The organism is Stenotrophomonas sp. PvP093 (genome assembly GCF_017876915.1).
Taxonomy (GTDB): Bacteria; Pseudomonadota; Gammaproteobacteria; order Xanthomonadales; family Xanthomonadaceae; genus Stenotrophomonas; species Stenotrophomonas muris.
Genome location: NZ_JAGIOX010000004.1, coordinates 59158 through 75129 on the forward strand (window position 1 = coordinate 59158; position 15972 = coordinate 75129).

The following is a 15972-nucleotide window of genomic DNA, read 5'->3' on the forward strand; positions in this document are numbered from 1 at the left end:
GTCACGGCAGCTTCGCGATCACCTTGATCTCGAACTGGAACCCATACAGCCAGGTCACGCCGATACCGGTCAGGGTCGGGTGCGGCGCCTCGCCCCAATACTCCGGCACGATTGCCCAGGCCTTCTCAAAGTTCTTCTCTGGATCGACCAGGAACACGGTCACGTCGATCACGTCATCGAACGTGCAGCCGGCAGCAGCCAACACCGCATTGAGATTCTCGAAAGCGCGGCGCACCTGCGTTTCGAAGTCTGGCTCGGGCGAGCCGTCCTCACGGCTGCCGACCTGGCCGGATACGAACAGGAAGCCGTTGGAACGGATCGCAGGCGAGTAGCGGTTGCGCTCGTACAGGGCCTGGCGGCCGGCGGGGAAAACGACATCACGCTGTGACATGGGGAAGATCCCGTGGGAGAGAACGCCATCCTCCCCGTCAGCGCTGTCTGGATAAACCGCGATGATCGGCCTAGATTGATTGTCAATTCCAAACAATCATGGCCCGCCATGGACCGTTTCGAGGCGATGCGGGCCTTTGCCCGGGTGGTGGAAACCGGCAGCTTCACCCGCGCCGCGCAGACCCTGCAGATCAGCCGCACCACGGCCACCCAGCTGGTGCAGCAGCTGGAGGCGCACCTGCGGCTGCGCCTGCTCAACCGCACCACGCGCCGGGTCAGTGTGACCGCTGACGGCGCGGCCTACTACCCGCGCATCGCCCGCCTGCTGGCCGAGCTGGAAGAGGTGGAAGGCGGGCTGGGTGACGCGGCCAGCCAGCCGCGCGGACGCCTGCGCGTGGATGTGCCCGGGCCGTACGCGCGGCTGCGGCTGGTGCCGGCGTTGCCGGATTTCCAGGCGCGCTACCCGGAGATCCAGCTGGACATCGGCGTGAGTGACCGCGAGGTCGATGTCATCGCCGACAACGTCGACTGCGTGATCCGGGGTGGCACCCCGGCCGACCCGGCACTGGTGGCGCGGCCGCTGGCGGCGCTGCCGATCGGCTTCCACGCCAGCCCCGGCTATGTGCAGCGTTTCGGGTTGCCGACCGATCCGCGCGCGCTGCAAGGGCCCGATCACCACATGGTTGGCTTCCTCAGCCCGCGCAGTGGCCGCGCACGCGTGTTCGTTGCACAGCGCGGTGATGAACGCGTTGAGGTGCAGGGCCGCTATACGGTCGGCTTCGATGATGGAAACGCCTATCTGGCCGCTGCGTTGGCGGGGTTGGGCGTGGTGGCGCTGCCCAGCTACATGGCCGAGCCGCACGTGGCGCGCGGCGAGCTGTTGCCGGTGTTGCCGGACTGGCAGCTGCCGCCGATGCCGATGCATGTGATGTTCCCGCCGAACCGGCACATGAGCCAGCGGCTGCGGGTGTTCATCGATTGGGTGGTGGAGGCGTTGGGTTGATCGCGCGCGCGCATCTGTAGAGCCGAGCCCACGCTCGGCTGCTTCTGGCATCACCAAGCCCGCGCTACGCGCGCCAGCCGAGCGTGGGCCCGGCTCTACCGGCATGCGAAAATCACCACCGCACGCAACAGAACACATCGCCACGCATGAGTCGCATCGTCGCACTGGATACCGAAACCACCGGCATCTCCCACCGCCTGGGGCACCGGGTGATCGAAATCGGTGCCGTCGAACTGATCGATGGCCAGCTCACCGGCCGCCAGTTCCACACCTACCTGCAGCCGCAGCGCAGGGTCGACTGGGGTGCACAGCGCGTGCACGGCATCAGTGATGCGATGCTGGTGGGCAAGCCACTGTTTTCCAGCAAGGCCGCCGAACTGCTGGACTTCCTGCGCGGCAGCGAGATGGTCGCGCACAACGCCACCTTCGATGTGGGCTTCCTGGACAACGAGCTGCGTCTGTCCGGTATTCCCGGCACGCTGGCCCAGCATTGCCGCATCACCTGCAGCCTGAAGCTGGCGCGCGGGCGCTGGCCGGGCCAAGGCAACAAGCTGGATGATGTGCTGCAGCGCCTGCGCATTCCCAGCCAGCGCGGCCTGCACGGCGCGCTCAAGGATGCCCATCTGCTGGCGCAGGTGATTTCGCACCTGCGCTGAGGCCTGGCCGCTGTTACACCGGCCGTAACCAGCGCTCGATCATCGCCACGCCACAGGCCACCCCGTCCTCATGGCCCATCGCCACGCCCAGGGCCGCCGCGCGTGCGCGTGTTGCGTCGGTTTCAACGAAGGTGATGGCTGCCGCCAGCGTTGCTGCATCCAGTCGCTTCGGTGACAACGGTGCCGGTGCCACGCCCAACCGATACAGGCGATCGGCCCAGAAGAACTGATCCGCGGCGAACGGCATCACCAGCGAGGGAATGCCGGCGCGGCTGGCCGAATGCGTGGTGCCGCTGCCACCATGGTGGATGGCGAGTGCGCAATGCGGGAACAGTGCTTCGTGTGGCGTCGGGCCGAGCACGAACACATCTGCTGGCAGCGCACCCGTCGGCAATCCGGCCCACCCTGGAAACAGCAGCACCCGGCGCGGTGCCAGCGCCTGCAGCAGGGCCGGCAGTACGCGCTCGCGATCGAATCCGGTCATGCTGCCAAAGCCCAGATAGACCGGCGGCGGCCCGGCATCGAGGAAGGCCTGCAGATCGGCCGGCGGCGTCCAGGGCGCATCAGGAAGCCGCCATTGGCCACAGGCGATGTGGTCGGCCGGCCAGTCCGCCGGTGGCGGCAGCAGCTGCGGCGAGATGCCATAGAGCATCGGCAGGTCGGACCACAGCGCGCGACGCGGCGATTGCCCCAGTTGCTGGCGTGCCGCGTTGATCGGCCGACGGAACTGGCGCCAGATCAGGCCGTTGACCCACCCGTAGCTGGCCCGGTTCAACCAGCCCGGCGAGCGTCCGGGTGGCAGGAACGGAGAGCGGAAGGCTCGCGTCGGGGTCAGCGGAATCATGCCGGTGCCGATGACCGGCAGACCCCGACGTTCGCCCACGCTCATGCCGACAAGGGCCGCCAGTCCGCCGGTCAGAATCGCATCGCAGCCTTCGGCGGCGGCATCGGCCTGGCGCATCCAGCCGCTGACATGCTGCAGCGCCATCCGTGCCAGACCGGTACTGGCGGCGGCAACACCGTTGCCCCGCGAGACAAGGGCGACCACTTCGTCATGGATGTCACCCTCAAGGGCCGCGTGGGGCACATCCAGGGCCTGCGCGCTGCCCAGGGTGCCGCCATCGGCCAGCAGTGTCACCGCGTGGCCTGCGCTGATCAGCCCATGGCAGAGCATGGCCAGCGGACGCGTATCGCCTTCGGTTCCGTAGGTCAGGGCCAGCAGCCGCATGGAAAGCTCCGCAGTGATCCGGGCCAGTATGCCGGTTGGCGAAGTCTCCCCGGCCCCGCCGGTCCAGTCCCCGCCTGTGGGTAACTTGCGCAAGTGCTTGAACCCGTGCATAATGCGCGGCTCGCTGTGTCCGGTTTTCTACCGGGCGGCGCCCCCGGGAGCACGTCCCCGGCCGCCCAACGCCAGCGTAACCCTTTGATTCTCTTGACGTGTGGTGGGCAACCATCGAGGCCGCCGTCGCCCGGGCTACGGGCTGACAACTACTACTATCGAGGTGCGCAATGTCCCGCGTATGCCAGGTTTCCGGCAAGCGAGTGCAGACGGGTAACAACGTCTCGCACGCCAACAACAAGACCCGTCGTCGTTTCCTGCCGAATCTGCACGAGCGCCGTTTCTGGGTGGCCAGCGAGAACCGCTGGGTCAAGCTTCGTGTTTCCGCGCATGCACTGCGCACCATCGACAAGAACGGCATCGATTCCGTTCTGGCTGAGCTGCGTGCGCGCGGCGAAAAGGTCTGAGGAGTAAAGCATCATGGCAGGCAAGCGCGATAAGGTCCGTATGATTTCCTCGGCCGGTACCGGCCACTTCTACACGACCGACAAGAACAAGAAGAACACCCCGGGGAAGATGGAATTCCTGAAGTACGATCCGGTCGTGCGCAAGCACGTCCTGTACAAGGAAGGCAAGATCAAGTAATCCGCACGGATTGCTGGTCCCCGCGAAGAAACCCGCCCTTGTGGCGGGTTTTTTCATGCCTGGCGTGCAGACTTCGGTAGCGGCCGACCTTGGTCGGCACTGCCGCACTCCCTGCGCACGCTGTCGCCAATGGCGCCATGCCTGGAGCGAAGGGCCGAATGCGATAAGTGATTGTTCCTACCGGTTCCGGCGCCTCGCACGGTTCAAATCGATTGGAACGACGGGCCCCGCCGTGCCCATGATGGCTGGCCGCTGCGGTTGCAGTGGTCGGGCTTGCAATCCCGTCGAATCGGTAGCCAGTAAACTCGCCCGCCGTTGCCGGAAAGCTCCGCCGACGGCGGGCGACCCATCTGCCTCTATGGCGGACGGTGCGTGGGGGCCTCGCGCCCGCCGGTTTGGTGGCTACCGTTCCCGGTATTGCAACCACGCATCGTCCGCCACCTTCACGGTGGCCAGATCCGTTGAAGGAGGTTGCATGAACACCCCATCACACCGGCAGGACCTGGAACTGGGCTGGCTGCGCCTGCAGCGCATGCTGCAAGGCATCGAGGGCATGGCGCTGCTGCTGTGCGACCACCATCTGGCACTGGCCAACGGCGCGCCGTCGCCGCTGCCGGAGGCGCAGCTGGAGCGGGCCGCACAGGCGATCGCCTGCATGGCGCTCAACGGCCGCCGCCATGCCGACACGGTGCGGCAGCTGTGCGAGGTGCCGGTGCGGCATTGAGCCATCCTGTAGAGCCGAGCCCACGCTCGGCTGCTGTGCGGTCGGACCGGAAGGCCGTCGAGCGCGGCTCGACTCCACAAGGGCCGGTGGGCAGAATGGCCCATCACCTCCCGACGGGCGACACGATGCTGTTCGAGTGGTTGCTGGGTTCGTACCTGCTGCTGATCGACTGGCTGATCCGGCTGGTTGCACTGTGCTGGATCCCCACCCGCACCACGCCGGGGGCGGCGCGCAGCTGGCTGCTGCTGGTCGGCTTCGTGCCGCTGCTGGGCCTGCCGCTGTACCTGCTGTTCGGCCACCCATGGCTGTCGCGCGAGCGCATCCGCCGCCAGGCCGAGGCCTCGCAGGTCATCCGCGAGGAACAGGCGCTGCAGCATCGCCTGCGCTGGACACCGCAGCCGGACACCGCCAGCGCCGAGATCGTGCCGCTGGTGCAGCGCCAGGGCGACTTCATGCCGGTGCACGGCAACGCCGTCGATCTGCTGACCGACTACGACGAATCACTGCACACGCTGATCGCCGACATCGACCAGGCCGAAGACCGCGTGCACCTGCTGTACTACCTGATGTTCGACGACGCGGTGGGCGAGGCGATCGTCGAGGCCCTGCAGCGTGCGGCTGCACGTGGCGTGCAGTGCCGCGTGCTGCTCGACGCGGTGGGCGCCAAGCGCGGCCTGCGTGCCTATCGCAAGCGCCTGCAGGCGCGCGACATCGAAGTGCGCGCGATGCTGCCCGGTGGCCTGCGCTGGCGCCGCAGCGGGCGCATGGACCTGCGCAACCATCGCAAGATCGCGGTGATCGACAACGAAGTGGCCTATGTCGGTTCGCAGAACCTGGCCGGCCCGCAGTTCGTGCCTGGCCACCCGAACCGCGAGCTGGTGGCGCGCGTGCGCGGCCCGGCGGTGGCGCATCTGGAAGCGGTGTTCGCCAGCGACTGGTACATGGAAACCGGCCAGCGCCTGGACGTGATCGCCGATGTGCCCGAGTGCAGCGACGACATCGCCACCCAGTTGCTGCCCAGCGGCCCCGCCTATCCCTACAGCAACGCACGCGATGCGGTGGCGGCGCTGATCCACCTGGCGCGGCGCCGGCTGGTGATGGTCACCCCGTATTTCGTGCCCGACGAAGCCACGCTCAGCGCCTTGCGCATTGCGGCCTTGTCCGGCGTGCAGGTGCAGCTGATCCTCTCGGCCAGCAACAACCAGCGGCTGACGTCGTGGGCGCAGGAGGCCTACTACGACGAGCTGCTGCGCTGTGGCGTGCGCATCGCGCTGTACGAGCCGCAGTTCCTGCATGCCAAGCACATGAGCGTGGACGAGGACATCGCCGTGCTCGGCTCGATCAACATGGACATCCGCTCGTTCGCGCTGAATGCCGAAATCGGCCTGGTCTGCTACGACCGCGCGCTGGTGCAGCAGCTGTGCGCGATCGAGGATGGCTACCTGCGCGAGTCGCGGCAGCTGGACCTGCAGCAGTGGCGCAGCCGTCCCACGTGGCGGCGCAGCCGCGAAGGCATCGCACGGCTGGCCGATGCGTTGATGTGAAACGGCGGCAACCGCCCGCTTCGGCAATCCGGCCCGTCATCGCCGATGGCCTACAATCGGCGCATGACTGATTCACCGCGTAATGGCGAACTGGACCTGGCAATCATCGGTGGTGGTGCGGCCGGGGTGCTGGTGGCGATCCAGGTGTTGCGCCAGGCCCAGGCGCCGTTGGCGCTGGCCATCTTCGAACCGGCTTCGCAGCTGGCGCAGGGCATCGCCTATGCCACGCCGTGGCCGGAGCACCTGCTGAACGTGCCGGCGGCGAAGATGAGTGCGTTTGCCGACCAGCCCGGCGATTTCCTCGACTACCTGATGGCCGCCAACGCCTACCCGGGCGAGGCGCGCGAGGTGCTGGGCGAGCGTTATGTGTGCCGGCATTACTTTGCAGCGTACCTGCAGCAGCGCCTGCAGGAGGCCGCCGCGGCCAGCCCGGCACAGCTGCAGGTGATCGTGCAGCCGGTACTGGGCCTGCAGCCGGATGACCACGGCTACCAGCTGGCACTCGGCGATGGCCAGACGCTGCACGCCGCACAGGCAGTGCTCGCCACCGGCAACAGCATGCGGCCGCTGCCGGTAGCCGGTGCCGAGGCACTGCCCGCCGATGACGTGATCGAGGCCTGGGACTACGACGGCGTACGCACCCTGGCCGGTGAGCAGGCCGTGGCCATCGTCGGCTCCGGCCTGAGCATGGCCGACACCGTGCTGGCGCTGGTTGCTGCCGGCCACACCGGCCCGCTGCACGTGATCTCGCGCCATGGGCTGCTGCCGTTGCCGCATGCGCATGGCGGCCTGCCCTCGTTCGACCCGGCTGCGCTGCTGCCGATGAGCCTGCGCCAGCGCCTGCGCGCGTTGCGCGGGTTCGCGCGCCAGGCGCAGGCCGATGGTCTGCCGTGGCAGGGGGTGATGGACCGCATTCGTCCGCACGGGCAGGCACTGTGGTGCAGCCTCGACGCGGCCGACCAGCGCCGCTTCCTGCGCCATGTGGTGCGCTACTGGGACGTGCATCGCCACCGCATCGCCGAAGAGGTCGACGCACAGCTGCAGGCGCTGATCGAAAGCGGCCAACTGCGTATTCACCGGTCCCGCCTGCAACGCGTCGGCCGCGAAGGCGATGCCCTGCGGCTGTCGGGTCGCGACGCCTCCGGCAAGGATCAGCAGTGGACGATCAGCGGGGTGATCAACGCCACCGGTGTGGAAACCCGCGCCAGCGCGCTGCGCAATCCGCTGCTGCAGCAGCTGCAGGCCGATGGCCTGGCCCGCCCCGGCCCGCATGGGCTGGGCCTGGACAGCACGGTGCCGGGCGACCGCCTGCGTGCGGCCGGTGGCCAGTCGCAGGCACGGCTGGGCGTACTCGGCAGCCTGCGCATCGGCAGCCTGTGGGAAAGCCTGGCGGTGCCTGAACTGCGTCAGCAGGCGCAGGCACTGGCCACCCAGGTGGTCGCAGGAGCCGCGACGGCGATGCCGTAAAATGGGGGCATGGATGTCTCCCACCTGCTTGATGGCCTGAACCCGGCCCAGCGCGAAGCCGTCTCCGCTCCCCCCGGTCACCACCTGGTGCTGGCCGGTGCCGGTTCCGGCAAGACCCGCGTACTCACCCACCGCATCGCCTGGCTGCATGAAGTCGATGGCGTGCCGACCCACGGCATTTTCGCGGTGACCTTCACCAACAAGGCGGCTGGCGAAATGCGCCACCGCATCGATGCCCAGCTGCCCCATGGCAGCCGTGGCATGTGGATCGGTACCTTCCACGGCCTGGCCAACCGCCTGCTGCGCCTGCACTGGCAGGACGCGAAGCTGCCCGAAGGCTTCCAGGTGATGGATTCGGACGACCAGCTGCGGCTGGTCAAGCGCGTGGTGCAGGCGCTGGAGCTGGACGACGGCAAGTACCCGCCCAAGCAGATCGCGTGGTGGATCAACGCGCAGAAGGACGAGGGCCGCCGCCCGCAGCACATCCAGCCCGAACCGCACGACGCGTGGCTGGAAACCATGCGCCAGGCCTACATCGAGTACCAGGCGCGCTGCGACCGCGCCGGCCTGGTCGACTTCGCCGAGCTGCTGCTGCGCGCGCACGAACTGCTGCGCGACAACCCGGCGCTGCTGTCGCACTACCGCGCCCGCTTCCGCGAGATCCTGGTGGACGAGTTCCAGGACACCAATGCCATCCAGTACGCCTTCGTGCGCGTGCTGGCCGGTGATTCCGGCCACGTGTTCGTGGTCGGCGACGACGACCAGGCCATCTACGGCTGGCGCGGCGCCAAGGTCGAGAACGTGCAGGGCTTCCTGCGCGATTTCCCGGGCGCGCAGACCATCCGCCTGGAGCAGAACTACCGCTCCACCGCCAACATCCTCGGCGCTGCCAACGCGGTGATCGCGCACAACCCGGATCGCATCGGCAAGCAGCTGTGGACCGACAGCGGTGACGGCGAGCCGATCGACCTGTACGCCGCGTACAACGAGATGGACGAGGCGCGCTACATCGTCGAGCGCGCCCGCCAGTGGGTGCGCGACGGTGGCAGCTACACCGAAGTGGCCGTGCTCTACCGCAGCAACGCGCAGTCGCGCGCGCTGGAAGAAGCGTTGCTGAGCGAGCAGGTGCCATACCGCGTGTATGGCGGCATGCGCTTCTTCGAGCGTGCCGAAATCAAGGACGCGCTGGCCTACCTGCGCCTGCTGTCCAACCGCAACGATGACGCCGCGTTCGAGCGCGCGGTCAACACGCCCACCCGGGGCATCGGCGACCGCACGCTGGACGAAGTGCGCCGCGAGGCACGCGCGCAGGGTATCTCGCTGTGGGAAGCAACGATGCTGGTCACCCAGGGCAACGCGCTGGCCGCACGCGCGCGCAATGCGCTGGCCGGCTTCCTGGGGCTGGTCAACGAGCTGCAGGCGCAGACCGTGCACATGACCCTGGCCGAGCGCGTGGACCACGTGCTGGCCCGCTCGCAGCTGCGCGAGCACTGGAGCAAGGAAAGCCGCAATGCGCTGGACTCGGAGTCGCGCACCGACAACCTCGACGAACTGGTCTCGGTGGCCTCGCGCTTCGTGCGCCGGGCCGACGACATCGAGGAAGTGGGCGAGGACATGGACGAGCTGGTCGCGTTCCTGGCCTATGCCGCGCTGGAGGCCGGTGAGGGCCAGGCGCAGGCAGGCGAAGAGGGCGTGCAGCTGATGACCCTGCACTCGGCCAAGGGCCTGGAATTCCCGCTGGTGTTCCTGGCCGGCCTGGAAGAAGGCCTGTTCCCCAGCGCACGCTCGCTGGAGGAAAGCGGGCGGTTGGAAGAAGAGCGCCGCCTGGCCTATGTCGGCATCACCCGCGCGCGCCAGAAGCTGGTGCTGAGCTATGCCGAATCGCGCCGCATCCATGGCCAGGACAACTACAGCCTGCCATCGCGTTTCCTGCGCGAGATCCCGCGCGAGCTGCTGCACGAAGTGCGCCCGAAGGTGCAGGTCTCGCGGCCGGCCTCGATGGGCGCCAGCCGGGTGATGGGCCATGCCTCGATCGAGGCGCCGCCGGTCAAGCTCGGCGCGCTGGTCACCCATCCCAAATTCGGCGAAGGCATGGTGACCGACTACGAAGGCAGCGGCGCGCACGCCCGCGTGCAGGTCGAGTTCGCCGACGCCGGCAGCAAGTGGCTGGTGATGGCGTATGCCAACCTGACGGTGATCTGATCACCGCCGCGGGGTCGGATCCCTCCCGCAGGGAGGGCTCTGACCCCATCGCGGAATGCACGTGGTTGGGGCCGGAGCCTTTTCCGTTGGAAAAGAGCTCTGCCCCCCATTAGGCTGCGCTCATGACCCGCAATGTGCTCTTCCTCTGCAGCCAGAACCGCCTGCGCAGCCCGACGGCCGAGCAGGTATTCGCCGATTGGCCGGGCATCGAGACCGCCTCGGCCGGGCTGCTGGCCGACGCCGAGGAAGTGCTCAGCCCCGAGCTGCTGCAGTGGGCCGATATCGTGTTCGTGATGGAGCGCGCCCACCGCAACCGGCTGTCCAGCCGCTACAAGGCCTGGTTGAACGGCAAGCGGGTGATCTGCCTGGATATTCCGGATGACTACGAGTACATGGACCCGGTGCTGGTGGAACTGCTGAAGCGCAAGGTCACGCCGTTCCTGCGTTGACAGGCTGTTGTAGAGCCGAGCCCATGCTCGGCTGCTTTTCCGGCCAGAAGCAGCCGAGCATGGGCTCGGCTCTACAATAGGTGGCACTTCTTCCAGGAACGCCCCCATGACCGAATCCACGCTGCACGTCACCGTGAAGTTGAACGCCCGGCTGCAGCCGGAGCACCGCCACGAACTGTTCGAGGATCCGCTCGACGCGCTGCTGCAGGCGGCCCAGGTGGGCGAGCTGACCGGCGGCGGCACCGCGATGTCCGACCTGGGTGAGGTCGAATACGGCGATATCGAGGTGGCGCTGGTCGATGCCGCGGGCGTGCCGAAGCTGATCGACCTGCTGGAGCAGCTGGGTGCACCGAAGGGTTCGCAGCTGCAGGGCGCAGGCGAGGCCGATCGCAGCTTCGGCGTGACCGAAGGCCTGGGCATCTACCTGGATGGCCTGAACCTGCCGGACGAGGTCTACGAACAGTGCGATTCCAACCACGTGTTCGAGCAGCTGTCCGGGAACATCGATGGCCTGGGCGAGATCTGCAGCTGGTGGCAGGGCCCGACCGAGACCGCGCTGTACATGTACGGCCAATCGTTCGAGGCGATGCGCGATGCGATTGACGAGTTCGTGGCCAGCTACCCGCTGTGCCAGAACGCGCGCATCGTGCAGATCGCCTGAGCGACGTTGTTGTAGAGCCGAAGGTAGCGGCAGGAGCCGCTGCCAACGTCGCTTTCGACGGCCCGAAGGGTGCCGGTCAGGACGACCGGCATAGCCCATGCTCGGCTGCTTTTCCCGCCAGAAGCAGCCGAGCATGGGCTCGGCTCTACAGAAGAGGGCGGGCCGAGCCTGTCCCCCGGACCACGTGACGGTGCGCACACGCCGCTGCGCGGCGCCGGATTGATCCTGCTCAAGGCGCCGCCTGCACATACGGTGTGCAATGGTGTCGTTCCCATCCGGCAGACCGCCACGGAGCCCCACCATGTACAAGCGCATCCTGATTGCCACTGACGGGTCCGAACTGGCCGACAAGGGCCTGGCCAAGGGCCTGGAGCTGGCCAAGGACCTCAACGCCGAGGTCGATATCGTCACTGTTTCCGAGCCGTGGGCCGTCGGCATGTATGACGCCATGGGCTGGAGCGTGGGCTACATGAACAGCCCCGAATACAAGGCCGACCGCGAGGAGGGCGCGCAGAAGGTGCTGCAGCCGGCGCTGGCCAAGGCCGCCGAGCAGGGCATCACCGCCAACCCGGTGCACGTGCTGGACCGCTATGCGGCCGACGGCATCATCGAGACCGCCGGCGAGCGCAACAGCGACCTGATCGTGATGACCTCGCACGGCCGCCGTGGCGTGACCCGTGTACTGCTGGGCAGCCAGACCGCCGAGGTGCTGGCGCGCAGCACACTGCCGGTGCTGGTCATCCGCTGATCCATACCCGCTGATTCAAGCGTTCCCGGGGAGGGGACCCGACGCCGGCCGCAGGATGCGCGCCGGCGTTGTTTTTTTGTGGGGGGATCGGGGCCGTGCCGATGGCCCTGAGGGGGGCAGAGCCCTTTCCTGTGGAAAGGGATCCGACCCCGGTCACAACCCCGGTCACCTCACCAGCTGTACAGCTTCCAGTAGACCGGCGACACGCCGTCCTTGTCGTTGTCCATGCGGCCGTCGCCGTTCTTGTCGTACATGTAGAACGGTGCACCGCGCGACGGGGTCACCTTGACCATGCGCAGCTGGCCGGACACGCGGTATTCCTCGATGGTGTCACCGTTGTCCATGGTGCGCTTGGACACATCCGCGCCCTTGACGTCCACCGGGGGAGCGCCCGCGCCACCCATGCTGGCGCAGCCAGCGAGCAGGAGCAGGGAAGCCAGCATCAGGGTCTTCATCGGCGGGGCCTTTGCCTGGAAAGAGCCCTGATTATGCCCCATCGCGGTGTACGGGCCGTGTCGCCGCGGTGCAGGCACGGGCGCGTAGAATCGGCACATGAGCAGATTAGTCCTGATCGACGGGTCCAGTTACCTGTACCGCGCGTTCCACGCGCTGCCGCCCCTGTCCAATGCACAGGGTGAACCCACCGGCGCGCTGTTCGGCGTGGTCAACATGCTGCGTTCGACGCTGAAGGAGCGCCCGGCCTACGTCGCGTTCGTGGTCGACGCGCCGGGCAAGACCTTCCGTGACGACCTGTACGACCAGTACAAGGCCAACCGCCCGCCGATGCCCGATGAGCTGCGCAGCCAGGTCGAGCCGATGTGCCGCATCGTCGAAGCGCTGGGCATCAGCATCCTGCGCATCCCCGGCGTGGAAGCCGACGATGTGATCGGCACGCTGGCCCTTCAGGGCCTGGCGCAGGACCTGAAGGTGACCATTTCCACCGGCGACAAGGACTTCGCCCAGCTGGTGCGCCCGGGCATCGAGCTGGTCAACACCATGACCGGCAGCCGCATGGATTCGGATGCGGCGGTGATGGAGAAGTTCGGCGTGCGCGCCGACCAGATCATCGACCTGCTGGCGCTGATGGGCGACGCGGTCGACAACGTGCCGGGCGTGGAGAAGTGCGGGCCGAAGACCGCCGCCAAGTGGCTGGCCGAGTACCAGCACCTGGACGGCGTGATGGCGGCCGCGCCGGCCATGAAGGGCAAGATCGGCGAGAACCTGCGTGCCGCACTGGAGCGGCTGCCGCTGAACCGCGAGCTGGTGACCATCCGTACCGACGTGCAGCTGGACGCCAGCCCGACCACGCTGGCCCTGCGCGAGCAGGATGTGCCGGCGCTGACCGAGCTGTATACGCGCTATGGCTTCACCCAGGCGCTGAAGGAGCTGGGCGCGCCGGTGCCGGCACCGGTGGCCGCCAGCGAGGCGACCCCGAGCCTGCGCGGCACCGCCACTGGCTTCGCCCGTGGCAGCGGCGAGGCGCCCGCCGCTGGCACGCTGGATCCGGCACTGTCCGCGCCGGGTGAGTACGAGACCGTGCTGACCGCCGAGCAGCTGCAGGCCTGGGTCGAACGCCTGCAGCAGGCCGAACTGATCAGCTTCGATACCGAGACCGATGCGCTGGACGCGATGCGCGCGCGCCTGGTGGGCATCAGCCTGGCCGTCGAGCCGGGCAGGGCGGCGTACATTCCGGTCGGCCACGATTACCCGGGTGCGCCGGCCCAGCTGCCCATGCAGCAGGTGCTGGACGCACTGCGCCCGGCGCTGCAGGACCCGGCGAAAAAGAAGCTGGGCCAGCATGGCAAGTACGACCTGCATGTGCTGCGCCGCCACGGCGTGGCGATGCAGGGCTACCACGACGACACCATGCTCGAGAGCTTCGTGCTCAATTCCACCGCCACCCGCCACGACATGGATTCGCTGGCGCTGCGTTACCTGGGCTACAGCACCATCAAGTTCGAGGACGTGGCCGGCAAGGGCGCCAAGCAGATCCCGTTCTCGCAGGTGGGCATCGACGAAGCCAGCCGCTACGCCGCCGAGGACGCCGACATCACCCTGCGCCTGCACCACGCATTGCAGCCGCAGCTGCTGGCCGAGCCGGCGCTGGACAGCGTGTACCGCAACATCGAGATGCCGCTGGTGCCGGTGCTGGCCAGCATTGAAGCCAATGGCGTGCGGATCGACACCGACGAACTCCGCCGGCAGAGCCAGGACCTGTCCTCGCGCATGCTGGCCGCGCAGCAGAAGGCCACCGAGCTGGCCGGGCGCAGCTTCAACCTGGATTCGCCCAAGCAGCTGCAGGCGGTGCTGTTCGACGAGCTGAAGCTGCCGGCGGTGGTGAAGACCCCGAAGGGCCAGCCCAGCACCAATGAAGAGGCGCTGGAGGCGATTGCCGACCAGCATGAGTTGCCGCGGGTGATCCTGGACTACCGCGGGTTGGCCAAGCTGCGCAGCACCTACACCGACAAGCTGCCGGAGATGGTCAACCCGGACACCGGCCGGGTGCATACCAGCTACCACCAGTCCGGTGCCGCCACCGGCCGCCTGTCCTCGTCGGACCCGAACCTGCAGAACATCCCGATCCGCACCGAGGACGGCCGCCGCATCCGCCGCGCGTTCATCGCCCCGGAAGGTTTCCAGCTGCTGGCGGCCGACTATTCGCAGATCGAACTGCGGATCATGGCCCACCTGTCCGAGGACCCGGGCCTGGTGCGTGCCTTCGAGCAGGGCGCCGACGTACACCGTGCCACCGCCGCCGAGGTGTTCGGGCGCACGCTGGAGGAAGTGACCCCGAACGAGCGCCGCGCCGCCAAGGCCATCAACTTCGGCCTGATGTACGGCATGAGCGCCTTCGGCCTGGCCCGCAACCTGGGCATCGACCGTGGCCAGGCGCAGGACTACGTGGCGCTGTACTTCAGCCGCTACCCGGGCGTGCGCGACTTCATGGAGCGGATGCGCCAGCAGGCCCGTGACCAGGGCTACGTGGAAACCCTGTTCGGCCGTCGCCTGTACCTGAACGACATCCACGCCCGCAACCAGGGCCTGCGTGCCGGTGCTGAACGCGCGGCGATCAACGCGCCGATGCAGGGCACTGCCGCCGACATCATCAAGCGCGCGATGGTGGATGTGGACCAGTGGCTGCGTGACAGCGGGGCGCCGGCACGGATGATCCTGCAGGTGCACGATGAACTGGTGTTCGAAACCGAAAGCAGTTTCGTCGAGGACCTGCGTTTGCAGGTGGTGGAGCACATGTCGCAAGCGGCCAAACTGCGGGTGCCACTGGTGGTCGACACGGGCGTCGGCAACAACTGGGACGAAGCGCACTGACGGTGTTTCAGGCCGAAAACGACGTGAATTTGTTCATGAGTCGGGTGTTTCTGACTCGACCATGAATGTTGCCCCTATTGAAATTCATTAAATGGGGTCCCTTCACGAACCGTTAGTGTTCGAAGTGCTTCTATAACTCCCGACAGGCGCAACGCCTGTTGTGGATCTCTCCCATCCCCTGGAGCAGATCTCGGAACGGGGACTCCTCCCCAAGTGCCCGTTCCCCGGCCCCGTTGACCTCCCCCTGGTCAGCGGGGCTTTTTATTGCGCGTACGGAACACACTGGGGGTCAGATCCCTTTGCCCGCCGGGCAAAGGGATCTGACCCCAGGTGCTAGGCTGGGCCACCGTTCCGCAGGGGAAGACCATGCCCGACCTGTTCGCCCTGGCCATGCCGTGGTGGGAATTCATCCTGCGCGCGGTGGTGGTCTATGTCGTGGTGCTGGGCATGGTCCGGCTGGGCGGCAAGCGGGCTCTGGGGCAGATCACGCCTTTCGACGTGCTGCTGATCGTGCTGCTGGGCAACGCGGTGCAGAACGCGCTGCTGGGCACCGACACCTCGCTGGGCGGTGGCCTGCTGCTGGCGGCCACCCTGATCGTGCTGAACTACGGGGTGGGCTGGTTGACCACCCGGAATCGGCGCATGGAGCGGATGATCGAAGGAGAGCCCACCGTGATCGCGCGTGATGGCCGGCTGTTGGAGGGCGTTCTCCGCCGCGAACTGATCAGCCGGGCCGATTTCGATGCCGCGCTGCGCCAACAGGGCGGCCTGCGGATCGAGGACGTGCAGATCGCCCTGCTGGAGACGACCGGGCACATCACGATCATCGCGCGGAAGAGCACCTGACCTCGTAGCGCCGGGCCCATGCCCGGCTCAA

General features: G+C 67.5%; 16 protein-coding genes. 13 read left to right on the top strand and 3 right to left on the bottom strand.

All coding sequences use genetic code 11. From position 1 onward, the window contains the following. Nucleotide 1 precedes the first annotated feature (1 nt). The gene (locus J3A72_RS02960) at nucleotides 2-391 is read right to left on the bottom strand and encodes a RidA family protein (RefSeq protein ID WP_014648873.1); all 390 of its coding nucleotides are present in this window, start codon (nucleotides 389-391) and stop codon (nucleotides 2-4) included. A 108-nt stretch (nucleotides 392-499) separates the two neighbouring features. Here J3A72_RS02960 and J3A72_RS02965 point away from each other — a divergent pair, with 108 nt between their 5' ends. Continuing rightward, nucleotides 500-1393, top strand: a complete 894-nt coding sequence (locus tag J3A72_RS02965) for a LysR family transcriptional regulator (RefSeq protein WP_075075841.1) — start codon at nucleotides 500-502, stop codon at nucleotides 1391-1393. Nucleotides 1394-1539: 146 nt separating this feature from the next. Continuing rightward, complete coding sequence (dnaQ, locus tag J3A72_RS02970) at nucleotides 1540-2049, top strand: DNA polymerase III subunit epsilon (RefSeq protein ID WP_049407177.1); 510 nt, start codon at nucleotides 1540-1542, stop codon at nucleotides 2047-2049. 13 nt (nucleotides 2050-2062) lie between these two features. Here the strand turns inward: dnaQ and J3A72_RS02975 are convergent, their stop codons facing one another. Beyond that, entirely contained in the window at nucleotides 2063-3277 is a 1215-nt protein-coding gene (locus J3A72_RS02975; protein WP_075075840.1) for a glycosyltransferase, read from the bottom strand. A 281-nt stretch (nucleotides 3278-3558) separates the two neighbouring features. Here J3A72_RS02975 and rpmB point away from each other — a divergent pair, with 281 nt between their 5' ends. The 9 genes from rpmB (at nucleotide 3559) to J3A72_RS03020 (ending at nucleotide 11768) form a co-directional block, all read left to right on the top strand. Then, the gene (gene rpmB / locus J3A72_RS02980; protein ID WP_005411638.1) at nucleotides 3559-3795 is read left to right on the top strand and encodes a 50S ribosomal protein L28; all 237 of its coding nucleotides are present in this window, start codon (nucleotides 3559-3561) and stop codon (nucleotides 3793-3795) included. A 10-nt stretch (nucleotides 3796-3805) separates the two neighbouring features. After that, complete coding sequence (rpmG, locus tag J3A72_RS02985; RefSeq protein WP_169411268.1) at nucleotides 3806-3973, top strand: 50S ribosomal protein L33; 168 nt, start codon at nucleotides 3806-3808, stop codon at nucleotides 3971-3973. 475 nt (nucleotides 3974-4448) lie between these two features. After that, nucleotides 4449-4697 carry a hypothetical protein gene (locus J3A72_RS02990; protein WP_049442085.1) on the top strand — a complete coding sequence of 83 codons (249 nt, stop codon included), beginning with the start codon at nucleotides 4449-4451 and terminating at the stop codon, nucleotides 4695-4697. Nucleotides 4698-4822: 125 nt separating this feature from the next. After that, a complete protein-coding gene (cls, locus tag J3A72_RS02995) occupies nucleotides 4823-6241 on the top strand; it encodes a cardiolipin synthase (protein WP_014648869.1) in 1419 nt (472 codons plus the stop codon). A 45-nt stretch (nucleotides 6242-6286) separates the two neighbouring features. Next, nucleotides 6287-7708 (top strand): FAD/NAD(P)-binding protein, encoded by a 1422-nt coding sequence (locus tag J3A72_RS03000; protein WP_075075839.1) that lies wholly within the window; start codon nucleotides 6287-6289, stop codon nucleotides 7706-7708. 9 nt (nucleotides 7709-7717) lie between these two features. Beyond that, nucleotides 7718-9910, top strand: a complete 2193-nt coding sequence (gene uvrD / locus J3A72_RS03005; protein ID WP_014648867.1) for a DNA helicase II — start codon at nucleotides 7718-7720, stop codon at nucleotides 9908-9910. Nucleotides 9911-10032: 122 nt separating this feature from the next. Continuing rightward, nucleotides 10033-10359 (top strand): low molecular weight protein tyrosine phosphatase family protein, encoded by a 327-nt coding sequence (locus tag J3A72_RS03010; RefSeq protein WP_032960648.1) that lies wholly within the window; start codon nucleotides 10033-10035, stop codon nucleotides 10357-10359. A gap of 106 nt (nucleotides 10360-10465) precedes the next feature. Continuing rightward, nucleotides 10466-11020: a hypothetical protein gene (locus tag J3A72_RS03015; RefSeq protein WP_075075838.1), complete on the top strand. Its 555-nt coding sequence runs from the start codon at nucleotides 10466-10468 to the stop codon at nucleotides 11018-11020. 301 nt (nucleotides 11021-11321) lie between these two features. Next, nucleotides 11322-11768: a universal stress protein gene (locus tag J3A72_RS03020; RefSeq protein ID WP_005411629.1), complete on the top strand. Its 447-nt coding sequence runs from the start codon at nucleotides 11322-11324 to the stop codon at nucleotides 11766-11768. Nucleotides 11769-11938: 170 nt separating this feature from the next. Here J3A72_RS03020 and J3A72_RS03025 read toward each other — a convergent pair whose 3' ends face one another. Further along, nucleotides 11939-12223, bottom strand: a complete 285-nt coding sequence (locus J3A72_RS03025; RefSeq protein ID WP_014038952.1) for a DUF2782 domain-containing protein — start codon at nucleotides 12221-12223, stop codon at nucleotides 11939-11941. Nucleotides 12224-12320: 97 nt separating this feature from the next. On the opposite strand from J3A72_RS03025, the gene polA reads away from it, so the two are divergent. Together polA and J3A72_RS03035 are read left to right on the top strand one after the other, a co-directional pair. Continuing rightward, nucleotides 12321-15095, top strand: a complete 2775-nt coding sequence (polA, locus tag J3A72_RS03030; protein WP_075075837.1) for a DNA polymerase I — start codon at nucleotides 12321-12323, stop codon at nucleotides 15093-15095. A 366-nt stretch (nucleotides 15096-15461) separates the two neighbouring features. Next, nucleotides 15462-15941, top strand: a complete 480-nt coding sequence (locus J3A72_RS03035; RefSeq protein WP_014648862.1) for a YetF domain-containing protein — start codon at nucleotides 15462-15464, stop codon at nucleotides 15939-15941. Nucleotides 15942-15972: the final 31 nt, after the last annotated feature.